This window comes from Sphingomonas sp., assembly GCF_024508665.1.
Classification (GTDB): Bacteria; Pseudomonadota; Alphaproteobacteria; order Sphingomonadales; family Sphingomonadaceae; genus Sphingomonas.
This window is the reverse complement of the sequence record NZ_JANINP010000001.1, coordinates 258209-270954: the sequence shown is the minus strand read 5'-3', so window position 1 is coordinate 270954 and position 12746 is coordinate 258209. Positions and strand designations below refer to the sequence as shown.

8 protein-coding genes are annotated in these 12746 nt (G+C 63.3%); 2 read left to right on the top strand and 6 right to left on the bottom strand.

Annotated elements, in window-relative coordinates; all coding sequences use genetic code 11:
* Positions 1 to 22: 22 nt before the first annotated feature.
* Entirely contained in the window at positions 23 to 1939 is a 1917-nt protein-coding gene (locus tag Q0L25_RS01275; protein ID WP_296611112.1) for a glycoside hydrolase family 97 protein, read from the bottom strand.
* Positions 1940 to 2037: 98 nt separating this feature from the next.
* A complete protein-coding gene (locus tag Q0L25_RS01270) occupies positions 2038 to 3570 on the bottom strand; it encodes an alpha-L-arabinofuranosidase C-terminal domain-containing protein (RefSeq protein ID WP_296611111.1) in 1533 nt (510 codons plus the stop codon).
* A 324-nt stretch (positions 3571 to 3894) separates the two neighbouring features.
* On the opposite strand from Q0L25_RS01270, the gene Q0L25_RS01265 reads away from it, so the two are divergent.
* On the top strand, positions 3895 to 4878 hold the full coding sequence (locus Q0L25_RS01265) for an alpha/beta hydrolase (protein ID WP_296611110.1): 984 nt from the start codon (positions 3895 to 3897) through the stop codon (positions 4876 to 4878).
* Positions 4879 to 4927: 49 nt separating this feature from the next.
* On the opposite strand, the gene Q0L25_RS01260 is transcribed toward Q0L25_RS01265, so the two are convergent.
* The 3 genes from Q0L25_RS01260 to Q0L25_RS01250 form a co-directional block, all read right to left on the bottom strand.
* Complete coding sequence (locus Q0L25_RS01260) at positions 4928 to 6217, bottom strand: glycoside hydrolase family 27 protein (RefSeq protein ID WP_296611404.1); 1290 nt, start codon at positions 6215 to 6217, stop codon at positions 4928 to 4930.
* A gap of 53 nt (positions 6218 to 6270) precedes the next feature.
* Positions 6271 to 7851, bottom strand: a complete 1581-nt coding sequence (locus tag Q0L25_RS01255; RefSeq protein ID WP_367184055.1) for a beta-xylosidase — start codon at positions 7849 to 7851, stop codon at positions 6271 to 6273.
* Positions 7852 to 8090: 239 nt separating this feature from the next.
* A complete protein-coding gene (locus tag Q0L25_RS01250; protein WP_296611109.1) occupies positions 8091 to 9227 on the bottom strand; it encodes an aldose epimerase family protein in 1137 nt (378 codons plus the stop codon).
* 180 nt (positions 9228 to 9407) lie between these two features.
* Here Q0L25_RS01250 and Q0L25_RS01245 point away from each other — a divergent pair, with 180 nt between their 5' ends.
* Positions 9408 to 10199, top strand: coding sequence for a polysaccharide deacetylase family protein (locus Q0L25_RS01245; RefSeq protein ID WP_296611108.1), 792 nt, complete (start codon positions 9408 to 9410; stop codon positions 10197 to 10199).
* Positions 10200 to 10266: 67 nt separating this feature from the next.
* On the opposite strand, the gene Q0L25_RS01240 is transcribed toward Q0L25_RS01245, so the two are convergent.
* The gene (locus Q0L25_RS01240) at positions 10267 to 12501 is read right to left on the bottom strand and encodes an EAL domain-containing protein (protein WP_296611107.1); all 2235 of its coding nucleotides are present in this window, start codon (positions 12499 to 12501) and stop codon (positions 10267 to 10269) included.
* Positions 12502 to 12746: the final 245 nt, after the last annotated feature.

Sequence of the window (12746 nt, the reverse complement as noted above, 5' to 3'; positions counted from 1 at the left end):
TTCCTTGCAACGCTGCCCATGATCAATGCGGTTTCCCCGCTCTCCCTACCTGATCGACCGGTGCCAGGATCGTTGCGGCACCGCCGCTACCCGCTAGCGATAGCGACAGTTCGTCGCCCCGGCTGACATCCCTGACCGAACGTGTAACCGCCGTCGGTCGATCGCTGTCCTGCCAGATCGTGGCGCGGTACCGGCCCGGCGCCAGGAACGTCAGCGGAACGTTGATCGCACGCGGCGTCTCGTCGGTCATCGCGCCGATGTACCAGGTCGAACCCTTACGGCGCGCGAGGACGATGCTGCGGCCAGTCTCGCCGGCCAGGAAGCGCGTCTCGTCCCAGGCGGTCGGGACCGACCGGATGAAGTCGAACCCGTCAGCTCCCGCATAGGCGTCAGGGCTGTCGGCGACCATCTGGAGGGGACTTTCGTAGACAACGTACATCGCGAGCGCCTGGCCGCGGGTCGTCTTCACGAGCGGCGCGACGTCGCGCACCGTGAAGTCGCCGGGCGCGACGCTGCGCATGCCCCCGGGGGTATAGTCCATCGGTCCAAGGAGCATGCGCGTATAAGCCAGCGAGACGTTGTGCGACGCCGTCACCTCGCTGCTGAGCTTGTTGTATTCGGCGCCCAGAAGGCCTTCCTGTGTGATGAAATTGGGGAATGTGCGGTTGAGACCGTCAGGGGGATAGGCCGCGTGCAGGTCGAGGAGGAGGTGGCGCCGAGCCGTCGCCGCCGCGAGCTTGCGGTAGAACGCGACCATCTCCTCATCGTCGCGCTCCATGAAGTCGACCTTCACACCGGCGATGCCCCAATGCTGATAGGTATCCAGGGCGACGTCCATCCGCTCGGACAGATGCTTCCAATGGACCCAGAGCAGGAGCTTCACGCTGCGCCCGCGCGCGTAGCGGACGAGCGCAGGCATATCGACGCCGGGCGCCGCTTGCGTGATGTCCGTGGTGGGAAGCGCATCGCAACACGGACCGGCGCCGAGCGCCCAGCCGGCATCGATCAGGTAATAGGGCAGCCGGTTCTGCGCGGCGAAATCGATGAAGCGCCGATAGTTCGGCATGGTCGCGGGCATTCCCGCAAGGGGACCCGACCACCAGTCCCAGGCTGCCTTGCCCGGTCTGACCCAGCTGAAGTCGCCGCGCGGCATGGGATTGAGATTGCCGATCAGGTTGGACGCGATGAGGTCGCCGGGGCGGTCGGCGAGCATGATGACCCGCCAAGCGCTCCGCAGGTCGCGATCGGCGCGAACCACCGGCTGCGCACGACCGGGGACTGGGGACAGGTCCACCTTCAGCGTATCGCCGTCGCGTACCAGCGAGGAGCCGGTATATCCCCCCAGATCGGCTTGGGCGATGGCGTAGCCGATGCGGCCCGAGGAAGCAGTGCATACGATCGGAACGTCGTAGCGGACACCGGCCGCCAACGACCCGATGCGGGCCGGGAAGAACTTGGCCTCGTGCGGGCCAGTCGTCTTGCTGACGAGACAGTCATCGCGACTGCCGATACGGAACGCGGTACGCTCGCCGGTCACCTCGGCGCTCGACATGCCGGTCATCAGGTAACGAAGGGCAATGCCATCGTCATAAGCTCTGATCTCGAGCGTGATCGTCCGCCGCAGACCATCGACCTCGCGGAACGTGAGAAGCGACTGGCGGTAATGATCGCGGGCGATGGCGGACTTTCCGGCGACGAGCCTAACATTTCGGTCCACTGCGCGATCGACCCGACGCGATAACGTCATCCGCGCCCAGGCGGGGCGATCGGCAAGTTCAATGCCCAAAGGCGAGGTCGCGATCACCGGCTGTCCATCGCGTCGGATCGAGAACGTCGCGCCATCGCGGGATATCGCGATCTCATTGCGGTGATCGGGTGAGGAAACCGCGAGTGTCGCGGTCTGCGCCGCTAGCGCAGCGGCAATAAACGGTGACGGCAACGGACCCTCCTCTTTTGTCGCCCCATCGGCTCGTCGCGGCGGCAGCGGCGGTCATCGTCGCAATGCACTGCGTGCCCGTCCCCGTCAGAAGTGACGGTTCATTTGATCGCGAGAACGACGATCGACTTGGCCGGCATGTCGACGTGCAGCCTATTGTCGGCCGCCCAGGTTGCACCGCGGAAGGCGGCAGGCCGCACCTGCTCGCTCGCGTCGAACGGATTCTGCGAATCCATCTTCGCGCCGGTGAGGACCTGGCTCGTAATCTTCCGCGCACCCTTCACGGCGACGCCCAGATCGACGGTCGCGTTCCGGTCGGGGTCAATGTTGACGATGCCGACATACAAAGCGCCGTCCGGCGCGCGCGCCGCGGTCACGTCTATTGCCGGCACACTGCTCGCTCCTGCCGTCTCCATCGGGCTATCGATGGTCACAGGAAGCGCGCTGGCTCCCTGGAACGGCCGATACATCCAGAAGGCGTAATAGGTCGGCGTGCGGACCATTTTCGCGCCGTCGGTCAGGATCACCGCCTGCAGAACATTCACCATCTGGGCGATGTTCGCAATCCGGACGCGATCGGCATGGCGATGAAAGATGTTGAAATTGGTGGCTGCCACCAGGGCGTCGCGCAACGTATTCGCCTGCCAGAGCGCGGGCGCGCCCGGCGGCGTATCGTACCACGTCCCCCATTCGTCGACCGCCAGACCGACTTTCTTCGCAGGGTCGGCCTTGTCCATGATGAGTGAGTGCCGCGCGATCAGCTCGTCCATCTGTCGCGTCTGCGCGAATGTCGAAAACCACTCGGCCTTGGAAAAACCCGTCGCGGCCCCGTGGTGCGACCAATCTCCCGTCGGAAGCGTGTAATAATGCAGCGACAGTTCGTTGAACTGGTCGTGCGCCTTCATGATTTCTTCGGTCCAGCCATAGTCGCCCGCCGACGGGCCGACCGAGACGATCTCCGGCCCCCCATCCTGCCGTACGAACGTGCCGAACATGCGCATCAGCGGCGCGTATTGGGCGGCAGTCAGGTTTCCGCCGCATCCCCAGCTTTCATTGCCGATACCGGCGTAGTCGACCTTCCAGGGCCGCTCGCGCCCGTTAGCCCGGCGAAGTTGCGCCAGCGCGGATCCGGTGGGGGACGTCACATATTCGACCCAGTCCTTTGCGTCGCCCGCTGTGGCGGTACCCATGTTGATACCGAGATAGGTCTTGGTCCCGATCAGCTCTGCGAAATTGAAATATTCATGGGTGCCGAACGCATTGTGCTCTTCGTTATTGCCCCACCATTTGTTGAGCGTGACCGGGCGCTGCGCGCGTGGCCCGATGCCGTCGCGCCAGCGGTACGTGTCCGCGTAACAGCCGCCCGGCCAGCGCAGCACGGGCACGTGGAGGTCTTTCAGCGCTTCGACGACGTCCTTGCGATATCCGTTGATGTTCGGGATGGACGAATCCTCACCGACCCAGATTCCGTCGGTAATGCCGCGACCGAGTTGTTCGGAGAACTGGCCATAGACTTCGGGTGCGATCCGGACACCGGGCGCCTGCGCATCGATAGTCGCGCTCGCGGTCAACGGTGCGGACGCCGCGGCCGGCGAATGAAGCGCTGCCGCGATCGCGAAAAGCGTGGGCGCCATTCGCCCAAGGCGCGCCCTGGGCGGCAAGCATCGCGCGAGCAGCGACCTATCGGGGCTCGAAACTCGGCCCCGCATAGCCGCAGCGATGCCCGACGCCCGTCCGCCCGCCTGCATGAACCCCCTCCATTCCGTTTGCCGGATATCCGGGCGCCGAGCGATCTCGCTCTAACGATCCCATGCTCGTGAATTCATCATATTGTTTGATCCGTCAACCAAAAATGATAGCGCTACCTTTCATAGGCGCAATATGCTTTCAAAGAGTCGACAAAACGACCCAAGGATCAGCCGAGGTTTTCCGGTACTTGGCGCTAGGAAGGATTTCTGATGAAGCTATCACGACGCGATCTTGTACAGACACCCCTGCTATTCGCCGGCGCCTCGGCGATGGGTTTGGGAGAGGCGGCGATGGCCCAGCAGGCCTCGACGACTCCCGGTGAGATTGTCGACTTGTGGCCGCGTCCTCCAGCGGGCGCGCGACATGCGAACATGGCCGAGATTGTCGAGCAATCCTCGTCGGACCCATCCTATAGCAGCCGGCGGATCAAGGGCATATCGAGGCCGCGAATGATCGCTCTTCGCGCGCCGCGACCGAATGGCGCTGCCATGCTGATCATCCCCGGCGGAGGCTTCGCCTGGAACTATTTCGAGCATGAAGGATATCGCATCGCCAATGTCCTGAACCGAGCCGGTATTACCTGCTTCGTGCTGTTCTACCGTTTGGCTCAGGACGGTTGGACCGACCCGGCAAGCGTCGGTCCCGCCGACGCGCAGCGCGCGATCCGCCTCATCCGCGCCCACGCACCGCGCTTTAGCGTCGACCCGGCGCGGGTCGGCGTCATGGGCTTCAGTGCCGGCGGCTTCCTGGCGGCGACCCTTGCCACGCGGCATTCCGCACCTTTTTACGCGCCGACCGACGCGACGGATCGGATCGACGCGCGGCCGTTGCTGACGGCGCCGATCTATCCCGTGCAGACCGTCGACCCGGCCTATGCCTATGGCGGCGCTGCGCCTTCCTTGTTTGGCAGGCCGCCGACCGCAGCCGAGATCCGGCAATGGTCGCCGGATCTCAATGTCACACCGGCGGCGACACCCACTTTCCTGGTCCACGCCGAAGATGACGACACCGTGCCGGTCGCCAACACGACGAAGCTGCGCGACGCGATGGTCGCGGCCAAGATCACGGTCGAGACGCATTTGTTCAGCCGGGGCGGTCATGGCTTTGGCTTATGGTCCCAGCCCGGCGCGCCCGACGGCCTGTGGCTGCCGCTGTTCCTCCATTTTGCGCGGCAGGAGAAATTGTTCTCTTAGGATCGCGCGGAGGGATTCGGACAGCTTTCCCCGTTCCTGCCCGCCGCGCTCACCATAGGCGCAGCAAGTCGGCTCCGTGGCTGGCGATGCGCCGTTCGATTCCCATGGGCGACATCGCCAGATCGCGACGCGCCCAGAGGTCCCGTGCGCGGGTCACGCGACCGAAGCCGAGTTGGGCCGCATCCAGAGTGATCGAACGGGCTTGGCCTGACGTATTGAACAGAGCGATATAATGGCCACCATCGTCGGCACGCGCAGACCAGATCCTGACATCGTCGCGTAGATAATGCGGCCGGTTGGAGCTGCTGCGCTGGTTGACCGCGACCACTTCGGGATTGGTCAGAAGAGCCAGCGTGGCATCGTCGAGATGACGCAGGTCGCCGCCCATGATCAACGGCGAGCGTGCGATCGACCACAGAGTCATCAGCGTACGCTGCTCGTCCGCCGTCAGTCGGGTATCGCGCGCGCCGAGCGCCAGGCGTCCCAGCGGCAGCATGTCGGCGTCCGGCCAGCTGTCGGGACCGGCATGGCCGGACCAGTTCTCGAGCCGTACGAATTGTTGTTCGAGCATCGACCACTCGTCCCAGAAATCGTCGCTGATCCGCCACATCTGCGCATACCGCCGGACATGGTCGGCACGGATCACCGGCGTCTCTCCGGGAGAAAGGCTCAGCAATATCGGGCGCCCGGTCTTGGCAATGGCAGCATGCGCCGCCTCGATCTCGAGGCTGTGCGCGTCATAGGGACGGCTCATGTCGTCCATCTTGACGAAATCGACGCCCCAGGCTGCGAGCAAAGCGAAGACGCTGTCATAATAAGCCTGGGCGCCGGGCGCGCGCATGTCGACGCCGAACATGTCCGGATTCCACGAACAGGTGCTGGTCCGATCCGCGATGTCCCGCGCGCGATGGCGCGTACCGAGGATGGGCAGGTTCGCCTCGACCGCCCCGCGCGGAATGCCGCGCATCAGATGGACGCCGAAACGCAGCCCGAGGCGGTGCACCCGCTGAGCGAGCGGTGCGAATCCCTTACCGCCAGCGCTCGATGGGAACCGGTTGGGGGCTGGCAGGAGACGCCCGAAACCATCCAGCACCGGCTGCGGGTCGGCGCTATATTGGTAGCTGGTCGCACCGGGCTCGTACCATTGGATGTCGATGGTGAAGATGTCGTAACCCGCCGGCAGGAGCTTCGCCGCCATGATCTGCGCGGTCTCTATCGCCTGCGCTTCGGTGATCGTGGTGGCAAAGCTGTTCCAGCTGTTCCAGCCCATCGGCGGCGTCGGCGCGAGCGGCCTTGCCGACCCGCGCGGCGCTTTGTTCGCAGCGCCCATCAAGGGCATGGCTGCCGTAGCGCCCAACAAGGCGCGACGGGTGAACGCGGTCGCCGCGATCTTCATGGTTGCAACCGGGTGCGCGCGCTCTTGATCGGCTCGATCAGCGCGAGGACGACATCGTTGGTGCGCATCGGCACGCGCAGCGCGTACCGCCCGCCGGCACCGACGCGCACGATCCTGTTCGTCTCCGGCCGATCCGCCGTCAGGTTTTGCAGCTCGGTCAGCTGGGCCGCGCTCAGCGCCGAAGGCGATCCCATTTCGAGGTAGCGGCTGTACGCGTCGTTGGCATGATAGCCGGTGCGCCGCACTGTCAGCCGATAGTTGCCGGGCGCTATGCCGGAAAATCGGATCTCGGTCTCCGCTGCCCTCTGCGCCGGGAGCAGCTTGGTGAAGAACGGCCGGTTGCTGACCTTCTGCTCGGGTTGCCGCCAATCCCAGAACAAAACGCCGGTGCGCCCCTTTTCGGTCGCCGCGACGGTCTGATTATCGTTCGAGGGAACATCGCGGCCGCGCAGCAGGTTGAGGTATTTGTAGGCGAACCAGGCGGATTTGCGGACGCCCTCGCGCGTCATCAGCCCAAAGCCGCCATGAAATGGCGTCGGCGGCGGACCGCTTTCCTCGAACAGGTCGGAATAGGTCCAGTAGCTCATGCCCTGGACCAGACCGCGCGCGCCCTTCAGTTTTCCGAGGATATAGGCAGCGCTGATATAGGAATCGTGGACGGGATCGCGCGGGTTGTAGCTTGAACTCCACTCGGTGAAATAAAGCGGGAGGGTTGGAAATTTCGAGCCCGCGATCTGCGCCCTCACCCGCCGGACGTCGGCCACTATCGCGTCGGGATTGGGGGACAATTTGTTGTCGTCATGACCGTATTCGTCGAGAAATCCGCCATCGACGCCATACGTATGGGTCGTAACGAAATCGATCGGGACATTGCGGTTGGCGGCGAACCGGAGAAGCTCGGGTACCCATGCCGCGCCCGCCGTGGATGGGCCGCCGATACGGAGCCGGGGGTCGATCGCCTTGATCGTGCGCGCCGAATTCTCATAGAGATCGAAATAGGCCTGCTGGTCGGCATTCTCCCAGAAGCCGGCGAGATTGGGCTCGTTCCACACCTCGAAATACCATTGCCGAACCTCGGCCGCGCCATAACGCGCGATCAGATGGCGGACGAATGCGTCGACCAGGGCATGCCACGCCTTGGGGTCGGGATGCGACGTATTGCCTTTCCAGTAGAAGATGGTCTGCGGCGACGTCGCCATCGCCTGCGGCGTGAAGCCGAGTTCAACGAAAGGCCGGATGCCCATTGCCCGGAACGCGTCGTAGAGTTGGTCGATCTTGCGCCAATCGTACACGGTCTTGCCGTTCTCGATGTGCACAGTACCCAGCACATCGTGAAAGATCGCGTGGAAGCGGATATAGCGGAAGCCGAGTTCGCTGCTCGCGATCCGGAGTTGCGCGAGGCTCGCGGGACGGATCAGGGTTCCGGGATAATCGGCCCCGACCGAAAAGTTGAAGGTGCGGTCGAGCGGCGCCTTCGCTTTGGCCAAGTCGACGTCGATGCGGCGAAGCTCCTGGCCGTCCGCCACCCCCGCGACCATGCATGCAACCGCGGCCGCCAGTTGAAGAATAGTCCGCATCCGAATCCTCCCCTGCTATTTTTGGTAGCGCTAGCATAAAGACCGACAAGCGCAAAACCGCGACGGACAATTCGACGCCATCTCATTCCAATTATGAGGAATTGTCGCCCAAGCAGCAGCCATAACCCGCCATGGCGAGACCACATTGTTCGCCTCCCGCGGTCGCCTGCACCGCACGATATCGATCGTCGTTCGACAGATCTTTCAGCGGTGCAGGGCCGTCCAGCCCCACGAATTTGTCAACGCGCCGCGGACACCCGGAAGATCATCCGATGATGATAGGGCGCGCCCGGCGCTACGCGTGCGGAACCGAAAGCCGGCCGGTTGGGTGTGTCCGGAAAGAGCTGCGGTTCGAGCGCGATGCCGTCGCCCATTCGATAAAGATGTCCGCGCTTGCCGACCAGCGTGCCGTCGAGGAAGTTGCCGGTATAGACCTGGATGCCCGGCTGGTCGGTCAGCACCTCCAACACGCGCCCGGAAACGGGATCTTCCAGGCGTGCCGCGAGCTTGGGTTGCGGGGTTTTCCCCGCGTCGAGCACGAAATTATGATCATAGCCATGGCCCATCACGATTTGCGCGTCGCGCCCGTCACGAATGCCGTCCTCGATGACTCGGCTCTTGGTGAAGTCGAAGACCGTGCCGGCGACCGCGCGCAATTCGCCGGTGGGGATCAACGCGGCATTGACGGGTGTGTAGCGGCTGGCGGGAACGGTGAGACGATGCCGCAGGATGCCACCCGGCGCGCCCTCCCCGGCCATGTTGAAGAGCGCATGATTGGTCAGATTGACGATCGTCGGCGCGTCGCTCGTGGCGTCGAAGTCGATGGTCAGGTCGCCCTGGTCGTCGAGCGTATAGGTGACCTTCACTTCAAGCGTTCCGGGATAGCCTTGATCGCCCGACGGGCTGGTCAGGCCCAGGACGACCTTGGCCTTCGGGCCGCTATCGACCGCCAATATGCGCCAAACCTTCTTGTCGAAGCCAATGGTGCCGCCATGTAGCGAATTCGTCTTGTCGTTCCGGGGCAGTTGGTAGTCCCGGCCGTCCACGGAGAATTTACCGCCGGCGATACGATTGGCATAGCGCCCGATCGTCTGGCCCCAGTAGTTGGGATGATCGATATAGCTTTGCAGATCATCGTAGCCGAGCGTGACGTCGGCGATCTTGCCATTTAGATCGGGCACCTCGAACGCCTGGAGAGTCGCCCCGTAAGTAATGACGCGCGCGACGACTCCATTGGCGCCGCTGAGCTTGACGGCTTCGACGACGGTCCCGTCCGCAAGCTTGCCAAATTTAGTCCTGTCAGCGGTGGCTGCCGATGCTGTAGGTGCGGCCAGAAATGCTGCGGTAAGCGCCGTCCATGCGACTACGCCGCGCACCGCACATCGCCCCAATACCATATCCTGCTCCCCGATTTTTCCAGCTCCACCTAATATAAACTCAGACAAATATAAAGCGCTGGAAGGGAAAATCTCATCGAGAGTGCGCGGGAGGACGCGTTGCCTCCGTGCCGCGCGCGAGCTAGTTAGCGCTATCACGATCTGAAATCGGGGATGACGATGCGAACGGCGGCGACTCTATTACGTATCGGATCGGCGCTCCTCGGGATGGCTTTAATGGCGTCCCAGGCTCAGGCGAGGCAATGGCCTGGCGGCAGACAGGCGGCCGTGGTGCTGACTTACGACGATGCTTTGCCATCGGATCTCGACATCGCGATTCCAGCGCTCGACGCGGCCGGCTTGAAAGGGACATTTTTCCTCGTCGGCAACGCGTTGAATCCGGAACAGATCGAGCGCTGGCGGGCTGCAGCGACCGAAGGCCACGAGCTTGGGAACCACACCGTTCGGCACGCCTGTCCGCAAGCCAATTATCCGCCGGCGAGGAGGCTCGATACCAGCGAAGCCTATGACGTCCCGATGATGCTCGCCGAAATCCGGACGATGAATACCATGCTGACGGCGATCGACGGCAAGATGCAGCACAGCTTTGCCACGCCATGCGGTCAGCATCTTGCCGGTGGCGTGGACTATCTACCGGAACTGCGCGCTAGCGGGCTGGTACGCTATGCCCGCAGCGCCGGCTGGCCCGGCGGCAATGCGCTGGACCCGATGGACGTGCCGTGCCGCTGGTTCGACGAGAAGACAACGGGTGCTGATATGATCGCTGCGGTCGAAAGTGCCGAGCGGACCGGTGATCTCTTGGTTATCGGTTTTCACGGCGTCGGCGGCGACTATTTGAAGGTGTCCGCCGAGGCGCACGCGCAACTCCTCGCTTATCTCAAGGAGCATGGCGACACCATCTGGGTGGCGCCGTTTTCGACAGTGATGGATTATGTCGCCAGCCACCCATAGAATCAGGGCGGCCCGACATGACCGTGCTATCCGCGCCGTGACTTATCGCATTAGCTCGCAGCGCCGGCTAGGCAGCAGCTCGGTGATGGGTGCGCATGAAGTCGTCGAGAGCGTCCGGCGTTACCGCCGGGGAAAATAGAAATCCCTGCAACTCATTGCATCCTGCGATTTCGAGAAATGCCTTTTGCTCAGTCGTTTCGACGCCTTCGGCGGTCACCGACAGGCCCATAGCGTGGCCGAGCCGGACCACCGCGTAAATGATGGCCGCGGCGTCGGCCGTTTCCCCAATCCGGCTCGTAAAGCTTCGGTCGATCTTGATCTTGTCGACTTCGAACTTGCTCAGATAGCTCAGGCTCGAATAACCGGTGCCGAAATCGTCGAGCGCGATGCGAAAACCGGCTGCCCGCAATTCGCGCAGGGCGGTACGGACTATCTCGTCATCGTCGAGAAGAACACTCTCCGTCACCTCGAGCTCGATCTGCGCCGGGCTGGTTCCGGATTCCCGGACGATTGCCGTCACCTCCTCGACGAAGTCCCGCATGCGGAACTGAACGGGTGAGAGATTGACCGCGATCGAAACGGTCGGCCACGCCCGGGCGACACTGCAAGCCTCCTTCAGCACCCACAAACCAAGCTCACGGATCAAGCCCGTATCTTCTGCGACCGGGACAAACACTTGCGGAGAGAGCGGACCGCGCTCGGGATGGTCCCACCTGAGCAGCGCCTCAAAGCCGATCACCGTAGTGCCGGACGGATCCATTTGCGGTTGATAATGCACGTGGAGATCGCGTTTGTGAGTGATCGCCTCGCGCAAATCCCGCTCGATCTCCCGCCGAAACTTGACGCTCTCATCCATGTCTTCGGTGAAGAAGCGGAAGTCGTCGCGCCCCTCGGCCTTGGCGCGGTACATGGCGATGTCCGCCATGCGCATCAGTTCGGAGCGGTCGCCACCACACGAGGGATAGCAAGCGATGCCGATGCTTGCGCCGATGAACACATGGGTGCCGAGTATCTCGAACGGTTGGCGAAGCGCAGCGATCATCGCGTCGGCGATCGACGCTATCTCATCGCGCGATCCACGTTCTCCCAGAAGAATGGCGAACTCGTCGCCGCCGAGCCGCGCAACGACGTCGGCGGTACTACACAAGGATTTCAGCCGCTGGGCGACCTGCTGGATCAGCATGTCGCCACCGAGGTGCCCCAGCGTGTCATTTACCTGCTTGAAACGGTCGAGGTCGACCAGGAGAACGGCCCAAGTATCCCGTCCGTGCGATGCCGCAACCATCTGGTCCACAACCGAGCCGAAAAAGGCGCGGTTCGGCAGCCCCGTGAGGGTATCGTGATAGGCCAGATGATGGGCCTGGGCCTCCCTGGCCTTGAGTTCCAGGTGAGCGGCTTCCAGTTGCTCGAGCGACCGGGCATCGCGTCGCAACAACTTGGCGACGCCGATCATGAGCGCGACAAGCGCTGCCAACAAGCCTCCCACGGCAAGACCTGCACTGGGCGCCATCGCCCGCCACACAGCGCGCCCTGGTTGGTCAGCCTCCCAGACTATATATCCGATGCGCTCCCCGCGGCTCGAGGCCAACGGGAATAACTGCCAGCCGGAGGTCGGTATTGGTTGCCGCATTACGCGGGCGCCGGACAGGGACTGCGTCTTGGCCAGACCGCTTGCGAAGCGTGCGTCGAGGTAGCGGATGCTGACGAGGAGAGGTTCCTTGCCGGGCGTCGCCCTCACTTTTGGCGTGTCCGGGATCATCCGCATAACGCTCACAACGGCAGGGCGTCCGGCGACCGTGACGAGGTCCGTCGCGTGAATCGCGCGCGGCGAGGTTCTTGCGCTCGACCCGGGATTGGCGGGAAATCCGGGGAGGCGTTCGTGCGGATTGGGTGGCCGGCGGGTACGACCCCGCGCCGCCTCGACCAATGGTAGGGCAGTTGCCGCTATCCGTGAAAAGGCTGCCGGCGCCGCGCGCTGGCCGTTTACCATGCCGTAAACGGGCCGGTCATCAGCCCCGAGAACGAAGTCCGCGTCGTGCGCGTACACGAAGTTCAGCCAGGTTCCGACATTGTTGTCGAACCAATTCCAGTCGGGTTTCGGCTTGCGCAATTCGCTGACCGCAGGGTCCCAGATCGCGACGCCGCTCTGGCTCTGGGCGAGCTCGTCCAATGCCCCGTTGACGGCTACGCCGACTTCCTGTGCCTGTTTGTCGACAGCGACCCGGTCTGCCTGCTGCGCCGCCGATCGCAATGCGGAGAAAGCAAAAATCGTGAGGCCGAGCGCCAGCACAAGAACCGGCACAACAACGGTGCCAATATATCTGGCACCGAAACGATTTCCGATCTCACGTCTTCTAGGTCGCAAAAGGGCTACTCCTTTAGCGATACGTGACACAGCGATAGTAGAGAAAAGATAAACACTTGCCCCTCAGGAGGCCAAGGCGTCGAACAAATTCATCCATTGACCTGGCGGGCTGCTAAACATGGCCGCCCCTCCGCGCGATTGTAGCGTCAGGGTACGTCCTCGCAATGCAAGGTCGCGTCCAA

Bases quoted from the DNA above. Each gene is read 5' to 3' on its own strand.
- Q0L25_RS01270 (WP_296611111.1), bottom strand. From the start codon at position 3,570: ATGGCGCCCACGCTTTTCGCGATCGCGGCAGCGCTTCATTCGCCGGCC.
- Q0L25_RS01265 (WP_296611110.1), top strand. From the start codon at position 3,895: ATGAAGCTATCACGACGCGATCTTGTACAGACACCCCTGCTATTCGCC.
- Q0L25_RS01255 (WP_367184055.1), bottom strand. From the start codon at position 7,851: ATGCGGACTATTCTTCAACTGGCGGCCGCGGTTGCATGCATGGTCGCG.
- Q0L25_RS01260 (WP_296611404.1), bottom strand. From the start codon at position 6,217: ATGCCCTTGATGGGCGCTGCGAACAAAGCGCCGCGCGGGTCGGCAAGG.
- Q0L25_RS01245 (WP_296611108.1), top strand. From the start codon at position 9,408: ATGCGAACGGCGGCGACTCTATTACGTATCGGATCGGCGCTCCTCGGG.